The sequence below is a fragment of the Streptomyces sp. NPDC057877 genome, from assembly GCF_042796855.1.
Classification (GTDB): domain Bacteria; phylum Actinomycetota; class Actinomycetes; order Streptomycetales; family Streptomycetaceae; genus Streptomyces.
Genome location: NZ_JBHVMS010000017.1, coordinates 88,429 through 109,954, shown reverse-complemented (window position 1 = coordinate 109,954; position 21,526 = coordinate 88,429). Strand labels below are relative to the sequence as shown.

General features: G+C 67.8%; 15 protein-coding genes. 7 read left to right on the top strand and 8 right to left on the bottom strand.

The genetic code is table 11. The features are described from left to right. The first annotated feature begins 565 nt into the window (after window positions 1-565). Entirely contained in the window at window positions 566-2,947 is a 2,382-nt protein-coding gene (locus tag ACFVQG_RS37350; RefSeq protein ID WP_383392751.1) for a Helicase associated domain protein, read from the top strand. Between the two features lie 52 nt (window positions 2,948-2,999). Here ACFVQG_RS37350 and ACFVQG_RS37345 read toward each other — a convergent pair whose 3' ends face one another. The 8 genes from ACFVQG_RS37345 to ACFVQG_RS37310 all read right to left on the bottom strand — a co-directional run bounded on the left by ACFVQG_RS37345 (window position 3,000) and on the right by ACFVQG_RS37310 (window position 12,513). Next, complete coding sequence (locus tag ACFVQG_RS37345) at window positions 3,000-3,587, bottom strand: DUF6262 family protein (protein ID WP_383392748.1); 588 nt, start codon at window positions 3,585-3,587, stop codon at window positions 3,000-3,002. Next, window positions 3,584-6,184, bottom strand: coding sequence for a tyrosine-type recombinase/integrase (locus ACFVQG_RS37340; RefSeq protein WP_383392746.1), 2,601 nt, complete (start codon window positions 6,182-6,184; stop codon window positions 3,584-3,586). The genes ACFVQG_RS37345 and ACFVQG_RS37340 overlap by 4 nt, the downstream gene beginning before the upstream one ends. Then, window positions 6,181-7,359: a tyrosine-type recombinase/integrase gene (locus tag ACFVQG_RS37335; RefSeq protein ID WP_383392743.1), complete on the bottom strand. Its 1,179-nt coding sequence runs from the start codon at window positions 7,357-7,359 to the stop codon at window positions 6,181-6,183. The genes ACFVQG_RS37340 and ACFVQG_RS37335 overlap by 4 nt, the downstream gene beginning before the upstream one ends. A gap of 183 nt (window positions 7,360-7,542) precedes the next feature. Next, complete coding sequence (locus tag ACFVQG_RS37330; protein WP_383392741.1) at window positions 7,543-8,148, bottom strand: DUF6308 family protein; 606 nt, start codon at window positions 8,146-8,148, stop codon at window positions 7,543-7,545. A gap of 200 nt (window positions 8,149-8,348) precedes the next feature. Beyond that, a complete protein-coding gene (locus tag ACFVQG_RS37325; RefSeq protein WP_383392738.1) occupies window positions 8,349-10,355 on the bottom strand; it encodes a hypothetical protein in 2,007 nt (668 codons plus the stop codon). A 36-nt stretch (window positions 10,356-10,391) separates the two neighbouring features. Next, a complete protein-coding gene (locus ACFVQG_RS37320) occupies window positions 10,392-11,885 on the bottom strand; it encodes a ThiF family adenylyltransferase (RefSeq protein WP_383392735.1) in 1,494 nt (497 codons plus the stop codon). Further along, complete coding sequence (locus ACFVQG_RS37315) at window positions 11,882-12,253, bottom strand: hypothetical protein (protein ID WP_383392732.1); 372 nt, start codon at window positions 12,251-12,253, stop codon at window positions 11,882-11,884. Before ACFVQG_RS37315 ends, ACFVQG_RS37320 begins: the two co-directional genes overlap by 4 nt. After that, window positions 12,250-12,513, bottom strand: a complete 264-nt coding sequence (locus tag ACFVQG_RS37310) for a hypothetical protein (protein WP_383392729.1) — start codon at window positions 12,511-12,513, stop codon at window positions 12,250-12,252. The genes ACFVQG_RS37315 and ACFVQG_RS37310 overlap by 4 nt, the downstream gene beginning before the upstream one ends. Before the next feature lie 334 nt (window positions 12,514-12,847). On the opposite strand from ACFVQG_RS37310, the gene ACFVQG_RS37305 reads away from it, so the two are divergent. From ACFVQG_RS37305 to tpg, 6 genes are all read left to right on the top strand, one after another. Beyond that, complete coding sequence (locus ACFVQG_RS37305) at window positions 12,848-13,225, top strand: hypothetical protein (protein ID WP_383392727.1); 378 nt, start codon at window positions 12,848-12,850, stop codon at window positions 13,223-13,225. A gap of 46 nt (window positions 13,226-13,271) precedes the next feature. Next, on the top strand, window positions 13,272-14,417 hold the full coding sequence (locus tag ACFVQG_RS37300) for a helix-turn-helix domain-containing protein (RefSeq protein ID WP_383392724.1): 1,146 nt from the start codon (window positions 13,272-13,274) through the stop codon (window positions 14,415-14,417). A 109-nt stretch (window positions 14,418-14,526) separates the two neighbouring features. Then, entirely contained in the window at window positions 14,527-16,746 is a 2,220-nt protein-coding gene (locus ACFVQG_RS37295) for a hypothetical protein (RefSeq protein WP_383392721.1), read from the top strand. Window positions 16,747-16,865: 119 nt separating this feature from the next. Continuing rightward, window positions 16,866-18,755 (top strand): Helicase associated domain protein, encoded by a 1,890-nt coding sequence (locus tag ACFVQG_RS37290; RefSeq protein ID WP_383392719.1) that lies wholly within the window; start codon window positions 16,866-16,868, stop codon window positions 18,753-18,755. A 56-nt stretch (window positions 18,756-18,811) separates the two neighbouring features. Further along, complete coding sequence (gene tap, locus ACFVQG_RS37285) at window positions 18,812-20,926, top strand: telomere-associated protein Tap (RefSeq protein ID WP_383392716.1); 2,115 nt, start codon at window positions 18,812-18,814, stop codon at window positions 20,924-20,926. A gap of 5 nt (window positions 20,927-20,931) precedes the next feature. Next, window positions 20,932-21,486, top strand: coding sequence for a telomere-protecting terminal protein Tpg (gene tpg, locus ACFVQG_RS37280; RefSeq protein ID WP_383392713.1), 555 nt, complete (start codon window positions 20,932-20,934; stop codon window positions 21,484-21,486). Window positions 21,487-21,526: the final 40 nt, after the last annotated feature.

The following is a 21,526-nucleotide window of genomic DNA, read 5'->3' as shown; positions in this document are numbered from 1 at the left end:
GGGTTATGCAGCGCTGACGCGCTGCATAAGAAGCAGCTTCGCTGACGCTCCGCCAGGTTCCCCCCGCAAGCGGGGGGAACCGAATTCCGCAAGCGGAATTCTGAGTGCGTGTCAATTCGCGCAGGCGCGAATTGAGGGAATCCCGCAAGCGGGATTCCTGGGGCTGACAGTAAGGGGTGGGTGCATCACGCGCGGGTCTGTGTAGGGCTTGGAGTTCCCAGCTACCACCCCTGAACGGATGTGACGAACCGTCGGCCTGACGGGGTGCCGGCCTCGTTGTAGTGACGGGGGTTCCGCTGCGCTCCACCCTGAACCACTCCCCCACCATCTACCTGTCCCGACATGTTCACCAATGGCCTGTCAGCATACAGGACAACCGACCGTTCGTGGGTGGGATTGAGTCATGCGCCACTCTCGGGAACGAAGTTTCTGTGTGGGTGATGCATCACCAGTTGTGGCTGTGTAGAGTCTGGGATCAGATGCTACACCCCTACCGTCGCGCACCTTGCGCCTGGATTCCATTTGTTATTACGCGCTGCATTCCGCGAAAAGGAGAACACCGGGCATGGCCGTGAAGCTGCGTGATCACCAGACCGAGGCCGTTGCCGCCATTGTGCGCGGTCTTGATGTTCCGCCGGGTGGTATTCCCTGGAATGGTCTTCGTGGGCAGGTGCACGCGGCGTGTGGGACGGGGAAGACCATCATGGCGGCGGCGTCGGCGAGGCGGCTTGTGCCCCGGGGGCGTGTGCTCGTGTTGGTGCCGACGCTGGATCTGCTGGCACAGACGGTGAGGGCGTGGCACGAGGCCGGGCACAAAGGGCCGGCGGTGGCGGTGTGTTCGCTCCAGGACGATCCGGAGCTGTGGTCGTTGAAGGTGCGCTCCACGACGAACCCGATCCAGTTGGCGCTGTGGCACGGGCGGGGGCCGGTGACCATCTACGCCACCTACGCGTCCCTGGGGGTTCTGGCGGAGGCTTTCGAGGGCGCCTACGGTCAGAAGCTTGATCGAGTAGACCTCGCGGTGGTTGATGAGGCCCACAGGACAAGTGGCTCGATGGGTAAGGCCTGGGCGGCCATCCACGATCAGAGCGTCATCCCGGCAGCACGCCGACTGTACCTGACGGCCACACCGAGGATCTGGGAAGAGCGGCTCAACCGGGAGATCGCCGAAGGAGTCCGTGACCCGCTGCCGCGAGAGATGGCAGCGTCCATGGACGACGAGACCGTCTTCGGGCCCGTCCTCTACAAGCTCTCGCTCGCCGCTGCCGTCTCCCGGGGCTTGCTGGCGCGGTATCAGATCATCGTCCTGGAGCTGAAGGACCCGGTCGTCACTCCGGACCGGCTGATGGGTGAGGAGCGGCACACGGAACAAGTGCGCGGTCAGCGACTCGGAGCCTTGCAGGCCGCGCTCCTGCACACGATGGCGCAGCACAACCTGTCGACGTGCATCACCTTCCACCACCGCACCATCGAGGCACAGGCCTACGCGGAAGGACTGGAGCGGGTGGCTGCGAAGCTGCACGCGGATCAGCCCGAGACCTACCCGAAGCGGATCTGGGCCGACTGGCTGTGCGGCGAACACGTCCCTGAGCACCGGCAGGAGGTTCTCGGCTCGTTCGGGACCACGGCGCAGCGCGCCGTGCTCTCCAACTGCCGGGTACTGGGCGAGGGCGTCGACATCCGCGCGGTGGACTCCGTCGCCCTACTGGACCCCAAGGGCGCGCCGCACGACATCGTCCAGGCCATCGGCCGGGCACTTCGCCAAAAGCCCGGACAGGGCAAACTCGCCTCCCTGATCGTGCCGGTCTTCCTCCAGCCCGGAGAAATGCCCGAGGATATGTTCACCTCGGGGTCGTATCGCCCGTTGGTGAAAGTGCTTGAGGGTCTGCGGGCTCATGATGAAGAAGCCGTCGAGCTGCTCGCCATTCCCCAGGAGCCTCAGAAGGATGTCGCCCAACCGTCCGTGAACATCGGCACGCCGCCCGAGGAAGGCGAAGCCGAATCACGGTTGTTGCTCCGTTTCGCCGCCCCCAGGGATCCCGTGATGGTCGCGGACTGGGTCTCCTTCAACGTCATCGACACCGAACGCCAGGACTGGGCCCGCAGCTGGGCGAAACTGAAGACGTACGTCGAGCGGGTCGGGAACGCCCGCGTGCCCTACGGACACCGCGAGGGCGCGACACCACTCGGCCAATGGGTCGCAGAACAACGACGCGCCTACACAGCCGGACAGATGACCGGCCAACGCGCGAGGCGGCTCGAACAGCTCGGCATGGTCTGGTCCCTGGCCGATGAACGCTTCCAGGAAAACCTCGAAGCCGCCAAGGCGTACTACGAGCAGCACTGGACACTCTGCGCACCCCGCTCCGCGAGCATGCTGGACAGGCCGTTGGGGATGTGGCTCGCGAATTTGAGGCGGCCGGGTGCGCTGGACGGACGCCCCGAATGGGAGAGGGCACTGCGCGAGGTCGATGAGGACTGGAACCCGGCGTGGCCGGCCGAATGGCAACGCCACTACGCGGCGCTGCGGGAGCTGGTCGCCGACGAAGAGGGCCAGGCAGACGTCCTTCCTGGCCTCACGGTCCACGGCATGGACATCGGGAAGTGGCTGGCCCGCCAGCGGACGCCGGAGGTCTGGCAGGCCCTTCACGACGGGCAGCGCGAGCGCCTGGAGCAGCTCGGCATCACGCCGCCCGCCCCGGAGCCGGACACGCCCGCGAAACCGTCCACCACGCCCGTGGGGGCCTTCGAGCGGGGCGTGACGGCCCTGGCGCAGTACAAGGCTCGGGAGGGCTCCGTGAGGGTCCCTAGAGGTCATACAGAACGGCTTGAGGATGGCACCGAGGTCCGGCTTGGGGTATGGATCATGAACCAGAAGACCCGCAGGGCGAAGCTCGCTCCCGACAGACTCGCAGTGCTCGCCCACCTCGGCATTGACTGGGTGTGACGGCGAACGAGGAAGTTGCGCCGTTTTCAGCTGGCGTTGCACTGCGGCTGGGTCACGGCGGCGGAGGTGGGGCGGTGAGGTAGGGCGCGAGTTGGGCTTCAAGATCTGCGACGCGTTTGTCCAGGAAGCGGTTGTTCTGACGGGCGCTGGCCAGACGGGCTTGGAGGCGTTGGTTGTCCTGGGTGAGCTGTCGTGCTTGCTGCTTCAGGCTGGTGTTCTCGGTGACGATCCGCTGAAGTGAGCCTTCGGGGAGATCGTGTTCGAGGTCGCGGATCTTGCCGAGGAGTTCTGCGATGTGGGTGCGCTGAGTGAGGATTTCGCGCTGTGTCTGGGCGAGTGCCTCTTCGACATTGAGGGCGCGTTCTCTCCAGGCAGGCTGTGTCGGCTGCGTGTGGTTGCGGCTGTTGGAGAGTTCGGGGTGAGAGCTGTTTGTGCGGGTGGCCTGCTCCACAAGGGCTCTGGCTTGCTGGTTTTGGTAGAGGAAGGTGCGTGAGACGCGGGCGGTACGGGCAAGGGCTGCGACGGTGACAGGGGTATGGTCGCGCGCCATGGTCTCCAGGGCGGTCTGGAGGCGTTGAAGCATTTCGTGGGTGGTTTGGCGGCGGGCCTGTACGGCCGCGTCGGTGCGGGAAGTCTTCATAGCTGCCCTGTGGTGTCGTCGGGGGCTGGCAGTGCTGCGAGGTCTCGGGCGCGGAAAGCGGTGCTCCAGGTGCGGTGGAAGTAGTCCTGTGGGCGTCGCAGGTCGAGGGTGAGGGCTTCGTCGAGGATGCCGAGGGCGGCCAGGGCCTGCTCGAGTCCTTTGATCGCCTGGGCGGTGGGTTCGAAGACGGTGTGGAGGTAGTCGGCGGTGGCGTCGTCGGGGGCGTTCTCGGCGATGGAGCGCCATTGTTCGGCTTTGCGTCGCCAGTAGAGGAGGTCTGCGCCGGAGAGGACGAAGTTGTCGCAGTTCTCGCAGTCGAGTTTCCAGGGGCAGGCTCCGCCGTCGACGACGGGTTGGTAGGTGCAGAACCCTCCGTCGGTGGGAGTGCTGTGGCGGGAGAGGTCCAGGGCCAGGGCGAGGGCTGTGTCGCGGTCCATGGGGGTGGTGTCGCCGGAGAGGAGTTCGCCTGGGTGGGGTGCGCCGGGCCCGGCTACCCAGACGGTGTTCAGGACGTCTTCGAGGTCGCTGTTGGTGATCTTCACGTAGTGCTCGGCCATGCGTTCGGAGAGCTGGCCGAGGTAGCGGCGGATGTGGGTGAGCGTGGCGCCGGCGCGCAGCAGGTTGGTGGCCAGTGTGTGGCGGGCCTGGTGGGCGACGTAGGCGCCGCCGAGGTCGAGGCCGGCGATCCAGGTCTTGAAGCGCTGGTTGAAGTGTCCGTAGGAGATCGGCTGTCGGCCGTTGGGGTTGCGGATGCGGGAGGGGAACAACGCTAAGCCGGGGCGTTCGGCGGCTGTTGGGACGCGGCCGTAGCGTTTTTCGAAGAGCTGGAGTGTCTTGGTGCGGCGGGCATCGAGGCACTGGTAGACGGGCTCGGGGATGCGGATGCCCTCGTTGTAGTTGCCGACCTTGGTCTGGTCGTGCCACAGCATGGCCAGGCCGCGGTAGCGGCCGATGCAGTCCAGCCGCAGTTGGACGACCTCGCTGCAGCGGCGCCCGGTGGCGACGATGGTCTCCCAGATGTCCCGCAGGCCCCGGTCGTTGAGGTCGAGTTCCTCCAGGCGGCGCAGGTTGGTCTTGTCGGTCAGCGCGCGGGCGACGTCGTCGCTGAAGGGGTTGCGGGAGCGCTGTTTGATGCCGGTGCCGCCGTAGGGGATGGCGGTCAGGAAGCCGGTGTCGATGCCGAGGCGTTCGGCGTGGCCGGCGGTGATGGCGCTGTAGAGCAGCTTGCGTCCCCCGTTGAAGACGAACTGGCAGCTCAGGTCGGTGACGGTGGGGGGTCGTCCGTCGACAAGGACCATGCCCAGGGACGGCAGGCCGTGGCGGGCGCGGTGGCGCTGGTCGGCGACGAACCGTTCGGCGTGCTCACGGCGCAGCACGGTGGGGTCGTGGCCGGCGTTGGGGGCATCGGTTTCGAGGAAGACGCCCAGTTCGACAGCGGCGCGGCGCATCTGGTCGAAGGGGCCTCGGGTGCGGGGGCACTGCGGGGTTCGGAGCCACTCGGCGAGATGGTCCCAGAGCAGGTCGCGCAACCACCTCTGCGGTACGGCGGTGATGTCGAAGTGGCTCTGGGCGTTCTTGAAGCGCCGTCCGAAATGATCGGTCTCCAGGAAGCCAGCGTCCTTGGTGTCCGAGGGGCTGTAGTAGACGCAGCGCAGAGCGTTGACGGTCTCCCAGCAGATCTGGCGCACCATGGAGTGGAACTGTTTGCGGGTCAGGCCCTGGTAGCCCTCGCCGTCCAGGTCGGTCAGAGACGTGAATCGTCCGCGCCAGCAGTGGTTGATCAGGTTCTTGATGCCGTTGAGGTCCCAGGTCGAGCGTTGTTCGACTTGCGCGTGGGCGTTCAGGCCCCACTGGATCTCTGCGGCGAGCAGTGGAGGCAGGCCGTACAGGTTGATCAGTCCGGGTTGGGTGACGGGGAGCGCATGTGCGCACCAGGTGCGGAAGACGGCTTCGTCCTTGTAGGTCACCGGCAGGCGTCTGCCGTGCCGTCCCCTGCCGTGGGCTGAGGTATCGACTTCGGCTCCCCCGGGCCGGCCTTGTCCCTGATAGCGGTTCTCGTGCTGACGGCACAGCCCCAGCGAGGAGGAGGCCAGCAGAGGGCACACCGCCTGACAGTTGCCGTATCCCGCCAGCGGGGCTTGTGTGCCCAGCCACTGCTGGAATGCCTTTTCTTCGGCCCGTGCGGTGCCGGCATGGTGTTGCCAGCGTGCGTAGTGCTGGCTGCACAGCCGGAGCGCGGCCGTGGTGGCCGGCCGTTGCGGGCAGATCCGGCAGGGACCGTGATCGATACCCCGGGCAGCAGGGAGCGGCTCGGCGGTGCGCAGGAAGTCAGCTCTGGTCATGCCGGATGCCTGAACCTGAGCCCACAGCTGGTGATGGGATTCGCAGATGACCTGGCTTACCTGACGAGAGCGCCCGCAGCCGTCGATGGAGCATTGCCAGCCATAGACCGGGTGCTGTGGCGGGATCCTGATCAGCGTGTCGCGATAGAGCGGATCGAAAGCGGGGGCATCGATCAGGGCCGTGAGCAGTTCGAGCCGGTCGCGGCCGATGCGGGTGGTATCGGTGCGGCCGGGCAACAGCGTCAGCGGGATCACGGCTGTGTCCCCCACACCTGCTCCAGCGCCGCAGTGAAGACCGGGTCGTGGACGTCGACATGGCCGTAGACCTGCTCGACAGTCGCGGCCGAGGCCCAGCCGCCGGCCTCCCGTGCGATCACCGCGTTGCCCCGTGCGGCGTCCAGCACCGCGGTGGCGAAGCTGTGCCGGAAGGCGTGCGGGACCACCCGGCCGATCTCCACACGGGCGGCGGCCCGGCGCAGCATGCCGCGGGCCGCTGCGGTGGTCCACGGCTGGCTTCGGGAGGGGCCGTGCAGGCTGACCAGGAGCATGCCGTGAACAGGCTGGGCGGGGTACTGGGTGGTGATGTACTCAAAGTAGGTGTGGATCATCGCCGGGCTCACCCGGCGCACCGTCCCGCCGCACACCGTGCCGTCCTGCGAGGTCCAGGGTGTTTTGGTCTTGGCCCGGGCCCGGTTGTGGTTGTCCTCGCGGTGGCAGATGTGCACGTGCGGCCCCCGGCACTGACCGCACGCGGCCTCCTCGCGCAGGTGCAGGTCGACCAGACGCAGCCCGCACAGCTCCCCGATCCGGAAACCGCCGTCGGCCAGCCACGTGACCACCATCCGGTCCCGCGCACACGACACCGCCCCCAGCAGCAGATCCCGGGCGCCTTCCGGCAGCATCTTCGGATGCCGGCGAACCTGCTCCGCCGGAGCCAGAGGGTTCGCGGGCATGCTGTGTAGGACGTGTCCGAGCATCGCCCGGCGCCGGTCCGCCCGCGTGGGCAGCCGTGTTGTCCGCAGCGCCTCGGCCAGCGACAGGTTCACTCCCCGGATGCCCAGGTGGAGGTAGAAGCCCTTCAGGCAGGCTGCTGCGGTCTTCAGTGCGCTGTGTCCGTAGGGGTGCTTGCCTTCCCGCCACGGCAGACCGAACGGCCCCGGGTAATGCGCTCCCAGAGCTGCCATGTAGTGCCGCAGATCCTCAAGCGACACCGACTCCACCGTCAGGCCCGCGAACCGCAGCCACCGGAGATGATCCACCAGCACATACGCGTACGTACGGTCCGTGCCCGCCCGGCAGGTACGCAGGAAGCCGTCCGCCTCCGCCACCAGCGTGCAGTCGGTATCCACGATCGTGTAGCAGACCCGGCCGTCCCCACGGACGATCTCCTGGACCCGTAACTGGCCCACCACCAGCCGACCACCACCCACCCCGCACCAGCCCCTTACAGACCCAGGACCGCCCCGCTGGCAGCACTCCCGACCCCGAGTCCACCCCCCTCCCCCACACCAGCAGACCACTCCACGCGAACGTCACACACACCAGAGCGACGGTTGGTAAAGTCCGTCACCCTCACACGCCAGAACGCCAGAAGGGCACCTTCGCTGCCAATGTCAGCGAGGACAGGCGTGCCCCTCCGCCCGGTGTCCCATCCACACCGCCACGTCGCATACCCGCAGCGCACTCACCGTCTCCGGCACCCCCGCGACCTGGCGCAGCGCGAGCAACTGGCGGTGCAAAGCAGCGTCGTCTTCACGCAGCGCGGTGTGGAGGGCGAGCCAGAATGACGGCGGCCGACCGACGGCGCAGCGGACGACGCGGTCGTAGACAGGGAGCAGCTGCGGGCGCTTCCTGCCTAGGAGCTTGCCCGCGATCACCCATCCGACATCGGGCTGGTCGCAGAGGAGATGCCAGGCCTGGTCCGCCGGCGAGCCGTCGGCCACGACGTCCGCGTCGGCGTCGACCATGTTGATGTCCCTGGGTATGGCGGGCAGCAGACCGGACAGCCGCACGCCGAGAGGGCCCTCCAAAATGTTCAGCGCGACAGGCGCCGGAACGGTCACCGACAAGGTCTGCACCGCGACCAGGTCCTCCGCCGTGATCCGGTCGGCGACCTCCGGCCGGTCTCCCCCACCCGCCAAATGCTCGAACCGACTGCCAGTGAACGCCACCGCGCCGGGCGACAGATCGATACCGAAGTAGCGCCGCAGATCATCCACAACACGCTCTGCACCCAGCAGTACGCGCAGCCGCTTCCCCAACGGGGACAACGCCCCATCAGATACGCCGGACGCTGCGGTAGGAAAGGCCATGAGAACTTTCTCCTGTGTCAAGATCGTGAGCGGGTGAGCGGCGCCAGAAGGTCCTGCCCGAGAAGCATGCGGCAAGCAGGTCGGTGGGCACGCCGGAATACCGACCATCAGCTGGTGGAGGAACTCCGGTGCGGCTGCGGCAGGGCGTTGACGAGTGGCTTGAGGGCACTGTCCAGCAACCCACCATGTCGGGCTGGTGCGTCGGGCTGTGCTCGCAAGACGTGCAGGATGTGGTCACGTACGGCGGTGTTGCGCAAGCTGCCGGACTGCTTGCTGCGCAGGATGTCGAGGAGGCTGGGGCCGGAGGCTTCCTGCAAGGCCTCGATCATCTCCAGTTCTTCGACGTCGACGATCTCCACCGGGTCCGTGTCCGGCCTCGTGAACAGCCCCTTCCTCCGGGCGCGTTCACGGATCACGGTCAGGGTGATGGGGTTGACGGGAAAGCCCTCCGGTAGCACGAGCAGCGGCAGGAAGCGACGGTCGCCGACAGCAGGAGCGCCGGTGAGAGCAGCCTCGTCGCCGCGCAGCGCGGTAATGGTCGCGTCGATCTGGTCGAGTTCCTCGACGAGCTTGTCGATGTCCTCGATCTGTGATTCACCGGGGACGGCAGTGGCGGCTTCGCGGCGCAACTGGGTGGTGGTGACCTCGATGACTATCCAGGTGCCTGGATAGTCGATCGCGGCGTCGGCGATGCGCTGGCCCCGGGCGGTGTAGGCGGCCTTGAGGTCGGCGTCGTCGTAGACACGGCGGGTGGTGCCTTCGTCGTGGGTGATCGTGTGCAGGATCTCGCTGACGTAGACCTCACTGCAGTGGCGCAGGGTCTGTTTGGCCCGGGCGGCCATCTTGCGGTGGCCGGCGGGCTTGGTGCGCCCCGGCGGTGGGAACTCGATGTCGAAGATCGGCAGCCATCCAAAAGCCCGGCTGATCAGGTGGCGGGGATCGAGGATCAGCAGCCGGTCTTCGGGCAGGCGGATCACGGGCCATTGCTGGAAGGGGTCGAAGGACCATTCGGTGCGCTGTTCGGGGCGTTCGCCGTGTACGGCCTCCCGCATGCCGGGCAGGTCGTTGGTGATCAGCGCCAGGACCGCCTCGACGCGCTGCGCGGGCATGGTCAGGCCAGCCAGTTCGCCCGGCTCGATGACGAACCGTCCCATCGTGGTGCGCAGCCACAGGTAGCCGGCTACGGCCGCCAGGTCCTCCAGGCGGGCGCCGGTGCAGTCCTGGTAGGTCTTGCTGAGGTCGACCATTCCCGGCTCGCCGTGGTGTTCGGCGGGCAGTTGCAGCCAGCGCCGCGCGTAGCGGGCGAGGACGCCGGGGACGGACCAGCTGCGGTGGAAGTGCTGGTTGGCAATGAGTTCGCGGCCCAGGGTGCCGGGCCGGTCCGCGATGACGCTCGGGCCGGGATCAGGGTGGCGGCCCATGGTCTGGGTGAGACTGAACAGAGCGCCAACGATGTCGCCGTCGGGGAGGTCGTCCGGCACGGTGTCCGGGGAGACTTCCATGGCCCTGCGTGCCAGCAGCATGAGGGCCTGGGGCACGAGCAGCCTGCGGGTCTCGTCCCGGAGCAGGTTCCGGACACGGCTGCGGACCGGCTCATCCAGCCACTCGCCGGTGAAGTGCACCTCGACGGCCTGCACGGACACGCCGGGCAGCTCCAGGGCGTTGAGCACCTGGGCGCAGAACCGTATGACGCCTTCAAGAGGGATGCGCTCCAGCTGGCGCACGGCGTAGTCGGCGGGCAGCTCGAACCCGAAGATCTCATCGGGAGTGAGATACGCCGCTCCCAGGTCGATCGGCGCGGGAGGCTGGACGGTAGCGGGCACCAGCAGGCCGCTGGGATGCTCGTTCCAGCGAGGCACGAGAGCCGTCGCGGTGGAGCCCTGCAGTACTGGGCGCCCGGCCAAAGGATCGGCCAGGTAGCCGGTACGCAAGGGCGCGGGCTCGGCATCCGTGAACGTCTTGCTCAGCGTTTCGATTTCCTGGGCGAGGCGCTCTGCGGCATTCATCGGTGCTCCCGTCGTGCGTGTAACCGCTGGCCGTGAACTACCGGCTGCCGGTGTCGCGTTGTTGCGGATTTCAGTGTTGGTCTCGCGGGCGGGGCGGGCCAAGCGCATATGCGGGGTTCTCCCGATGCTTCTGGCCGGGTGCTTTCATCGGAGTCGGTGCAGGAGGTCGTCGACGGCGCGCCGGGCGCGGAGCGGCCAGTGGCGTACCGCGCGGGCACGTGCAGCGCGCGCCTGTTCAGCAGCTGGGTGGCGTCCCGTGACGGTGACGGGAGCATCGTCGCCGAGCGTCCGCAGCATGCCGTCGTAGGGGCAGCCCGTCTCGCAGCCGTCCTCGCGGTGGTCGAGGGTGGCGGTGGTCAGGTGGTACAGGTGGGCGCCGGTGTCGGCGATCCCGCCCGGCGCGGTCGTCATCGTGACGAATTGATTCAGCTGCGCCGCCGCGGCGCTGGTGGAGAAGACGAAGACGTTCTCCTTGCGGCGCAGCGGATGGTCGGCGGGCAGGCCGGTGATGTAGGCCGGGTCGTCGAGAGAGCCGTCACGTTCGGCTTGGACGTGGGCAGGGTCGTACTGGCCCAGGCATTCCATGCAGGCTCGGCCGGGGGCGGCGATGTGGGCGCGCCATTCGGCGCCGCGCAGGCGTCCGCCGCGCGCGTCGACCGCGATGCCGCCGTCGACGACGGGGATGAGGTGGGCGTAGGCGAGGAGGTTGAGGACGGCGCGGGGCCAGGGCCGGTCGACGCAGGAGAAGATCACGTCGCAGTCGGCCGCGGCGGCGAACCCTGCCGGCTCGACCACGCTCAGCTCGTACGGCCTCGCCCGGAAGTTGACGGCGGTGGCCGCGCGGCGAGAGGTGCGGGCGGCGAGGCGGGCCTTGGCCCGGTGCAGGCGCACATCGCGGATGGTGGCGTGCAGGAGCCGGTCGAGGTTGAGCTCCTCGACGGTGTCGAAGTCGAACAGGCTCAGGTTCTGGATGCCGGTGCGGGCCAGGGCTTCGACGACGAGCATGCCGACCGAGCCGCATCCGACGACACCGACGTGCAGACGGGCCAGGTCGTCCTGGGTTGTCTGTCCCCAGGCGGAGACGGTGCGCAGTTGCCGGTTCGTGGCCGGCGTCGCGGGGAGGAGGCGGTTGTTGAAGGTGGCCGTCAGGCGGCCGCCGACCACGCGGACGCTCTCCGCCTCGGTGGGGGCGTAGCCGTGGGGGGCCTGCTGCTGCCAGACGCGGGCACCGAATCCGGTATCCGCGCCCGCGAAGGTCAGGCCAACCAGCGGATGGCCGGTGATCACCTGGGTCTGCGCGGCGAAGGACTCCTCGGCCGTGTGGTCGATGGCGTTCAGTCGCTGCCAACCCCGGCCCTTGGGGTGGGCGTGGATGAAGCCGAGCCCGCAGCCCCGCTCGGCCGCGAGGGCGGCGGCGCGCAGGAAGTAGGCGCTGGTGAAGTCCACCGTGCCGTGCACGATCCGCTCACCGTCCTGCGGCAGGACCACCTCGGTGAGCAGGGCGGTGGTGCGGCTGGCGCCGGTGCTCGGACGCCACAGTACGAAAGTGCAGTCCTCCTGCCCGTCCGCACGGCGCAGGTGATCGGTCAGGTGCTGGGCGGTGTCGCTGGTCATGGCGACCGAGAAGCGGGTGATCACGCGGAGGGTCCGTTCGCCAGCTGCGCGAACAGGGTGCGCAGGTGCCGCAGATAGCCGCGGACCGTACGGTCATGTGCCCAGTCGGCGGGCGGCCGGCTCCAGTGTTCCCACTCCTGCCCCAGCGGAGACGTGTGCACCGCGCCGTACGGGTGTCCCAGGCGGGGGGTGATGTGCGGGCCGTGCGGGGCCGACAGCGGCCAGTCCGGCACCAGTTCCAGGCCGATGCGTACCGTCGTCCCGGCCTGCGGGCCGACCTCGACGAGGTAGTCGAAGACGGCGAAGTTGCCGCTCTGCTCCACCGTGTAGCCGGCGCGGCGCAGGCCCGCGAGCATGCCCGCGGGCCCTGCCTCCGGCATCACCGCGGTCATGCGGTCGGGGTTGGGCCGGTGGAGACCGACACGAACGTCTCCCGCTCGTGCACGGTGATCTCTTCCTCCCCGCGGCCGGCGAACGAGTGCTGGTGACGCCCTGTGATCCGGACCAGGTAGTGCGTGCCCGCGTCGATACCGGCCAGGCCCAGGACCGCGTTCGGCGTCGTGCGCTTCGGCACCTCCACCGGCTCGCCGTCCACCGTGACGGTCACCGTCTTGCCGCTGGTCTCCTCGTGCTGGATGTCTGCCGTCGTCATGACGACCACCTCCCCTTCCTCCGGCCCGCCGCAGCGGGCCGGGATATGCGAAAGGCGGGCTCGAAGCCCGCCTACTTGCTCTTCTTCGCGCTGCGCGACGCGCGCTCGTTCACCGTCGTCGACGGGTGCCTACGCACCGTCGACTGCTTCACGAACCGACCCGTGACCGCACTCCGACCACGCTTCCCACCAGACCCACTCGCCTTACTGGCCTTCCCGGGCACGACGCACCTCCTTCAAGAGGGATCCATCTGACCTGCAAAGGCGCTCCACCGTGCGCGGAGTTTCATGCACCTAGCAAGCCAATGAAACTTTTCTTGATCGAGAGAGTAACATGGAAGCGACAGGTGCACGCAAGAGGTTTCTGGGGCTGCCGGTGGACATCGCCTTCGACGACGCGGAGCTCGCCCGCGTCTGCAACAGCGACGCGGCCCGCCGGGCCCGCTTCGGGCCGGAGGCCGCCGCCGCGCTCCACAGACGCCTCGGCCAGATGGCCGCCGCCGATCACCTGGCCGACCTGCATCGCCTCGCGGCCGCCCGGCTACGGCCTGATCCGGCCGACAGCGGCATCAGCCGGGTCGTCTCGCTCGGGGACCACGGCCACCTCGTCGTACGCCCGCGCGACGACCCGCCCGCCGCCCACCGTGACGGCACCCTTGATGAACACTCCGTACGCGCACTGATAGTCACCGCGATCGCCATCACGCGATGACCGCCCCCGCCACCCCCGCCTCCCCGACCTCAGAGAGGCACCACCCGTGACCCCGCCTCCCGCCCCGCCCTTCGCCTACGCGCCCGACTCCGCCCAGCCGCCCGGTGAGACCCTCAAGGAACAACTGGAAGAGCTCGGCATCCCGCAGGCCGACCTCGCCCGGCGTACCGGCCTGTCCACCAAGCACATCAACCAGATCGTCCAGGGCACCGCAGTCCTCACCCCCGAGACCGCGCTTCTCCTCGAGCGCGCCACCGGCATCCCGGCCTCGATGTGGAACCAACTGGAAGCCGCCTGGCGCACCCACGTCACCCGCCAGCAGGAACTCCAGCAGCTCAGCAAGCGCATCGACTGGCTCGACAACTTCTCACTGACCGAGCTCGTCAAGCGCAGCATCCTGCCGAACAAGGACAGGAGCGCGGACAACCTCCAGCGTCTGCTGGCGTTCTTCGGCGTCGCCGACCCAGGCGTCGCCGAAGACCTCTGGCGCAGCTACCGCACCGCTTTCCGCCGCTCCACCATCTTGAAGACCGACGACTACGCCACCGCGGTATGGCTGCGCCAGGCAGAACTCAAGGCCCGCGCCCTGCGCTGCCAGCCGTTCGACCGCGCCGCCCTCACCGCCCTCCTGCCCAGCCTGCGCGCCCTCACCCTTGAAGACCCGGCAACCTGGCCCGGCCGGATCACCCAGTTGTGCGCCCAGGCCGGCGTAGCCGTCGTCTTCCTCCCTGCCCCTCCACTGACCAGCGTCTCCGGCGTAACCCGCTGGCTCACCCCCGACAAAGTGGGAATCGCCCTCAGTGACAGGTTCAAAAAGGACGACCACTTCTGGTTCACCGTCTTCCACGAGATCGGCCACACCCTCCTGCACGGCAAGAGACTGACCTTCCTCGACAACACCGACCGCGCCGACGAACGCACACCCGAAGGCGACCGCAGCGAAGAAGAAGCCGACGCCTTCGCAGCCCAGACCCTCATCCCGCCCGAGCACAACGCCGCCTACCGGCGCCTCGTCCGCAGGCCCATGCCCTTCGACAACATCAAAGCCTTCGCCCGCCAGGCCGGCATCGCCCCCGGCATCGTCGTCGGCCGCCTCCAGCACGACGGCGCCCTGCCCTGGACCCACGGCAACAACCTCAAACGCCCCGTCCGCTTCCCCCACAACGGCCCCGCCGAGGACCAGCCACAGTGACCGACCACCCCCGCAAAGGCACCGTCGCAGCACCGGGCTCCCCCGGCTTCGCCCTTCACACCCTGGGCTGCGCGCATTCCAGGACCTGTGCGCAGCCGTACTCCGCGAAGTGTGGGCACAGTCCGTACACACCTTCGCCGACTCCAACGACGGCGGACGCGACGGCGCCTTCTACGGCACCTGGCAACAGCCACCGGACCCGATCGGCGTCCAGGACGTCCCCGACGGCCCCTTCGTCCTGCAGTGCAAACACACCAAGAAAGCCGACACCACCCTCGCGCCCTCGGATCTCGACGACGAGTTCGCCAAAGTCCAGGCTCTGGTGGAACGGGGCCTGTGCAGCAGCTACGTCCTGCTCACCAACGCACGCGTCAGCGGCAACTCGGAAGCCACCATCCGCCAGCGGCTGCTCGATGCCGGCGTCGCGTACCCGCTGGTCCTCGACGGCCAATGGATCTGCGACACCATCGCCACCCGCCAGCGCCTGCGGACCTTCGTCCCCCGCGTCTACGGACTCGGTGACCTCTCCCAAATCCTCGATGAACGCGCCTACACCCAAGCACAGGCCCTGCTCGGCCACCTGCGAGAAAAACTGGCCACATTCGTTGTCACGGACGCTTACCGCCGTGCTGTCCAGGCCGTAGAGGAGCACGGCTTCGTCCTCCTCCTCGGCGAGCCGGGCGTCGGCAAATCCGTCATCGCAGAGACCCTCGCCATGACAGCCCTCGACCGCTGGGGCTGCCTGCCCGTCCAGGCCCACAAAGCCGACGGTTTTGAGCGCCATTGGAACCCTCTCGAACCGGACCAGTTCTTCTGGATCGACGACGCCTTCGGCAATGTCCGCCACGAGCGACACCTCACCGACGACTGGGCCCGGCACATGCAGAAAGTCATGGCCGCTGTCCATGGCGGAGCAAAAGTCGTCCTCACGTCGCGCGACTACATCTACCGTGACGCCCGCCGCTACTTGAAGGAGTACGCCTACCCCCTCCTGAACGAACAGAGGGTCGTCGTGGACGCCACGCAGTTTTCGCCAGAAGAACGTCGGCAGATCGTCTACAACCACGTCAAGCTCGGTGATCAGCCCCACGAGGTGCGCTCCAGTCTGAAGCCACACCTGCACGACGCTGCTGATACGGACCCCTTCTACCCAGAGGCCGCCCGACGCCTGGGCCTACGAGCCTTCACCAGCCGCCTCCATCTGAACGGCCGCGGAATCGCCGACTTCATGACACGTCCCAGCGATTACCTCCGCGCGACCTACAACGGACTCGGACCCGACGAAAAGACCGCGCTCGCCCTGATTTACCAGGCCGGTGAGTGCCTGCCTTCCCCCTTGGACCTGAACGCGGTCCAGCATGATGTCGTCAACCGCCTGGGGGGAACCATCGCTGGCGTCAGTCAAGCACTCCAAACGCTCACCGACACCTTCCTGACGATCGGCTCCCCGCCCAGCAACGACACCATCACTGGATGGTCCTTCAAACACCCCACGCTCCAAGAGGGCTTCGCCGCGTTCCTGGCTACCGACCCCAACCTCATCGGAATCTTCTTGGCCAGCCAGAACTGGCGCACGATCCTCCCACGAATCGACTGCAGCACCGGCAACCAGACCGGAACTCTACTCAGAGTTCCCCCCTCCCTGTATCCCAACGTGATCGACACTCTTCGGGCCGCTGATCAGGAAACCCGAGAAGATTGGGCCGGGCAAATGGTCTGGCACGAGTTCCTCGCCAGCAGATGCTCCGACGGGTTCCTCACCCTCTACGCACAGGCACAACCCGACGCCGTGATCCGCATGACCCGGTTCACATCGTTCCTGAACGTCGTTGATGAACCCCGAGTCCTCGCCAGACTGCAGCACGCCAACCTCATCGAACCCGCACACCATCAACTCATCGTGGAACGCGTTAAGAAGCTCGCCGTAGAGTCACCAGATGCCGGCTGGACATGGCTCCCGGAATGGAAAGTGCTCCTCTCAGACACTGAACGAAAACAGTTGCTCACCCATGTCAAACAGCAACTCCCCTCCAGGTTCGACGAGATACTTCAAAACTGGAACAGAAACTACAATCCTGACGAGACGGATCCACACACGTATTTCGAGGAACTGGAAATAGAGCTCAAAAGGTACCAAGACGCCTTGCAGATGATGCAGATGCGGCCTCCGCCCTCGAACAGGCCTTTGGAACAGGTGAACGAGGCAATCTTGACCCTCGACGACGAAATAGTCACTCAAGGCCCTCACGTCGGTGCACCTCACGGACACTCCCCGCTCCTGGACGCGCCATACGAGCGAAGCATCTTCGACGACATCGACGACGACTGACGACCGCTCCGCCGTCACCGACACCACGTACATGTTCATCACGAAAAACCCAGGTCAGCCTCGACCCGTACACCTCACCGACCGGTAAAACGGACGAGGCCCACAGGACAAGTGGCTCGATGGGTAAGGCATGGGCGGACATCCACGACCAGACCGTCATCCCGGCGCACCGCCGTCTGTACCTGACGGCGACGCCGCGGATCTGGCAGGAGCGGCCCAACTGGGAGGTCGCCGAAGGGGTGCGGGATCCGCTGCCGGAGGAGATGGCGGCCTCCATGGATGACGAGGCCGTGTTCGGCCCCGTCCTCTACAAGCTCAGCCTTGCGTCGGCCGTGTCCCGCGGCTTGCTGGCGCGGTACCAGATCATCGTGCTGGAGCTCCAGGACCCGGTCGTCACCCCGGAGAAGCTGATGGGTGAGGAGCGGCGCAGCGAGGAAGTGCGGGGGCAGCGGCTGGGAGCCTTGCAGGCCGCGCTGTTGCACACGATGGCGCAGCACAGCCTTCAGACCTGCATCACCTTCCACCATCGGACGATGGAGGCACAGGCGTATGCGGAGGGCCTGGAGCGTGTGGCGGCGAAGCTGCACGCCGATCAGCCGGAGAAGTACCCGGCGAAGATCTGGGCGGACTGGCTGTGCGGGGAGCACGTCCCGGAGCGCCGGCGCGGCGTGTTGGGTGAGTTCGGCTCCACCGCCTGGCGCGCGGTGCTGTCGAATTGTCGTGTCCTGGGTGAGGGTGTCGATATCAGGGCCGTGGACAGTGTGGCCCTGTTGGACCCGAAGGGGGCGCCTCACGACATCGTGCAGGCCATCGGACGTGCTTTGCGGCAGAAGCCGGGGCAGGGGAAATTGGCTTCTTTGATCGTGCCGGTTTTTCTCCAGCCGGGAGAGAAGCCGGAAGACATGTTCACCTCGGCATCGTATCGGCCTTTGGTGAAGGTACTCGAAGGTCTTCGGGCTCATGATGAAGAGGCCGTGGAATTGCTAGCGATTCCGCAGGAGCCGCAGAAGGACGTGGCGCAGCCGTCCGTGAACATCGGCTCTGCGCCCGAGGAAGGCGAGGAAGAATCTCGTCTGTTGCTCCGTTTCGCGGCTCCGCGTGACCCGGTGATGGTCGCGGACTGGGTCAGCTTCAATGTGATCGACACGGAGAAGCAAGACTGGGCGAGGGGCTGGGCGGCGCTGAAGAAGTTCACGGAGCGTGAGCAGCATGCCAGAGTCCCATATGGTCATAAAGAGGGCGCATACCCTCTTGGGTCATGGGTGGCGGAACAGCGACGGGCCTACGGCGCGGGGCAGATGAGCGGCCTGCGCGCCCGGCGGCTGGAGAAGCTGGGCATGGTCTGGTCCCTGGCCGATGAGCGGTTCCAGGAGAACCTGGAGGCCGCGAAGGCGTACTACGACCAGCACTGGACTCTCTGCGCTCCGAGGTCCGCAGTGGCCCTGTCCAGACCGGTAGGACAGTGGTTGAGCAATTTGCGCCGCGCGGGTGCGTTGGACGGCCACCCCGCGTGGGCGACAGCGCTCAAGGAGGTCGACGAGGACTGGAACCCGCCGTGGCCGGCCGACTGGCAGCGGCACTACGCCGCACTGCGCGAGCTGGTGGCCGAGGAAGAGGGCCAGGCGGAAGTCCTGCCTGGCGTCACGGTCCACGGCATGGACATCGGCAAGTGGCTGGCCCGGCAGCGGACGCCGAAGGTCTGGCAGGCCCTGACCGACGGACAGCGCGAACGCCTGGAGCAACTCGGCATCACACCGCTCGCCCCGGCGCCGGAGGAGCCCACAAGGGCTTCCACGACGTTCGAGCGGGGCCTGGCGGCCCTCGCGCAATACAGAGCCCGCACAGGCTCTGTGAAGGTCCCCAGGACCCATGTAGAGCGACTGGGGGACGGGGCCGAGGTCCGGCTTGGAGTGTGGATCATGAACCAGAAAAGCCGCCGCGCGAAGCTCACCACCGACGAGCTCTCTGCACTCGCCGCGCAAGGGCTGGAATGGGCCCTTGAAGGCTAAGGAACGGGATAAGTTTGTGGTTAAGCAATGCCTGCCTGGAGTGAGGGTACAGGGTCATGGCCTCTGAGGAAGAGCTGTTCGCGTCCGTCGACGCACTGCTGAACGAGGAGCCGCAACTGCCGCCTCCGGCGGAGCGCGCCCGGCTGCGTGAAGCCGCCGGCATCACGCAGGCCCGCCTGGCCACCGCGCTGAAGACGACAACCCAGTCGGTGAAAAACTGGGAGAACGGCCGCAGCGAGCCGAAGTCGCCGCGCCTGGACGCATACCAGCGGCTGCTGAACGGGTGGGCGGCGAAGTACCCTGCCCCCGGCGCGGCTCCGGCAGCCTCGGTTGCCGCGACGGCGCCCGCGGCGTCTGCCGAGCCGGCCGCGGCCAGGGTGGAGACGCCAGACGCCCCGCAGGCTCCCGCCGTTCCGGCTGCGGTGCTGGCGCGCCCCGCCGGCACCTCTCGGCTCGCTTCGGCATCGCGGCGTCCGGCCGCGAAGAAGACGGCGCAGCCCGCAGCCGATCCCCGGTTTCCGCACGGTCCGCTCGCGGTGCTGGACGGTGACGGCTGCGCGTACGGCGTGGACGGGATCGTGCTGGACTGCCCGGCGACCACGGTGGTGGAGCTGGTGGAGTGGACGCTGCGCGAGTCCGGCCTCGGAGCGCCGCGCCTGAACCGCTACGGCAAGGACAGCGACCCGCTGATCGTCCTTACCGCCGCGGCTGCCGTGAAGCTCGGACTGCCGGAGCGCCTGGAGGGCCATGAGCAGCGCCGGTCCCTGCGTCTCCCCGAGGATCATGCGGTGGTTAAGCAGGTGGTGAAGGCAAAGTGGCGGCTCACCCAGCGCGGGTTCGGGCCCTGGGCAAGGATCTACCGCAAGGCCCAAGGCCGCGAGCGGCAGTGCGTGCAGCTCGCGATCCTGTCCTGGGACGCCCTCGACGAGCGGTCCTGGCCCGGCGTGAGCCAGATGGAGCCGGCCGACATCGCCCGCGTCCTCGGCGTCTACGCCACCCGCGTCATCACCCCGCGCGGATCCACCGCCGTCTCCGGGCTGGAGCTGATGACCGCGCTGCGCCCGCCCACCCGCGCGATGCGCGACGAAGCGACCGGGAACTGGGTGCCCGGCCACAACCCGGGCTCGCTGGGCACAGAGCCGATGGACCCGGCTCCGCCGGAGGCCACCGCTGAGCACCCCGTCGTCGTAAACAGCGGCTGGACCGGTGGCTTCCTGAACGAGGAGGCGTACCAGTGGGTGCGGCCGGTGGACCTGCTCACCGATGAGGAGTGCACCCTGCCGTACGCGGTCGGACTGGACCTCAACACCGCCTTCCTCGCCGCCGCGGCCCGCCTGGTCGTCGGCCTGTCCGCCCCCGACCACTTCCACGCCCCGGCCTTCAACCCAAAGATCCCCGGGAGCTGGCTGGTCGACCTCTCGCACATCGAGGTGGACCCGCGCCTGCCCTCACCGTTCACACCGGACGGCACCCGGCCCACGGGCCCGGCCTGGTACCAGACACACACCGTCGCCTACGCCCAGGAACTCGGCTACAACGTCACCCCGCTCGAGGCGTACCTGCGGCGCGAGACCGGCGCGTACCTGGACCCGTGGCACGACCGGCTCAAGAACGCCTACGTCGACACCCTCGCCGACCTCGGCGTCACCAAGGACCTGGACGACCGCGCCTTTCTTGCTGCGATGGAGCGGTACAAGGACGCCGACCCGGCGATGGTGGCCGTCCTCGCCGCCATCAAGGCCACCGTCAAGGGCGGCATCGGCAAACTGCGTGAACGCCCCCAGGGCAAGAAGTACCGGGAGGGCGAGCGGTGGCCGGCCCTGCAGCGCCCCACCTGGCGCCCCGACATCCGCGCCGCCGTCATCTCCAAGGCCCGGGTCAACATGCACCGCAAGATGCGCAACATGGCCACGATGACGGGTCTGTACCCGCTCGCCGTGCTGTCCGACTGCGTCGTCTACCCCTCACCGGGCGACAGCCCGCTCGACTTCCTGCCCTACGCCGCCTCCGGCAAGCCCCAGCCCGGTGCCTTCCGCCTCGGGCCCACACCTGGCCTGGCGAAGCTGGAGGGCGTTCAGTCGATGCTGTGGGCGGTCGACCTCATGGAACAGGGCCTCAACCCGGCCCGTCACATCAAGGGCGGCGACGCTGTCCTGGACGAAGGCGAGTAGGCGCTGTGGGAGAGATCGACGACGCCATCGAACGCGCCGACCGGGAAGCCTTCACCCGCCAGCCACCCAAGACCCTCCAGGCCCGCATCAACTTCCTGATCAAGCAACTCAAGACCACCAAAGCCGTCGCGGCGGAGATCGGGGTCAGCCAGCGGTCGGTGGAGCGCTACCGCAAGGGCGAACGTAAGCACCCGCCGAAGGGCATCGCCGCGAGGATCGACGATGCCGTGCGGCGGCGCTGGCAGCCCCAGGTCCGCAAACGCCGGCGCAAGCAGGCCGCCACGACCGGGATCACGGTCGAGACCCGCGCCCGGTTCGGCTACACCGCGCCGATCGGCACGACAGACGACGGACGCTTCCGCCGCCTCACCGTCCGCCTCCCCGCGCACTACGCGCAACGCCTGTTCGACGCCCGCGACGCCGGAGCCAGCGACCAGCAGATGCGCCAGATCATCGCCGAAGGCTTCAAGGACATCTACTTCCAAGACAGCGGAAACCGCGCCATGGGACTCTCCGACGTCACCCTCAACGACATCGACTACCTCGACCTCGACTACTGACCTGGCCCCGGCTCGCAGGCCCAGCACCTGCTCGGGTGAG

Excerpts from the sequence above, each read along its gene's own strand:
- ACFVQG_RS37350 (WP_383392751.1), top strand. The coding sequence starts at position 566 with ATGGCCGTGAAGCTGCGTGATCACCAGACCGAGGCCGTTGCCGCCATT.
- ACFVQG_RS37345 (WP_383392748.1), bottom strand. The coding sequence starts at position 3,587 with ATGAAGACTTCCCGCACCGACGCGGCCGTACAGGCCCGCCGCCAAACC.
- ACFVQG_RS37325 (WP_383392738.1), bottom strand. The coding sequence starts at position 10,355 with ATGCGCTTGGCCCGCCCCGCCCGCGAGACCAACACTGAAATCCGCAAC.
- ACFVQG_RS37315 (WP_383392732.1), bottom strand. The coding sequence starts at position 12,253 with ATGACCGCGGTGATGCCGGAGGCAGGGCCCGCGGGCATGCTCGCGGGC.
- ACFVQG_RS37310 (WP_383392729.1), bottom strand. The coding sequence starts at position 12,513 with ATGACGACGGCAGACATCCAGCACGAGGAGACCAGCGGCAAGACGGTG.
- ACFVQG_RS37305 (WP_383392727.1), top strand. The coding sequence starts at position 12,848 with ATGGAAGCGACAGGTGCACGCAAGAGGTTTCTGGGGCTGCCGGTGGAC.
- ACFVQG_RS37290 (WP_383392719.1), top strand. The coding sequence starts at position 16,866 with ATGGGTAAGGCATGGGCGGACATCCACGACCAGACCGTCATCCCGGCG.
- tap (WP_383392716.1), top strand. The coding sequence starts at position 18,812 with ATGGCCTCTGAGGAAGAGCTGTTCGCGTCCGTCGACGCACTGCTGAAC.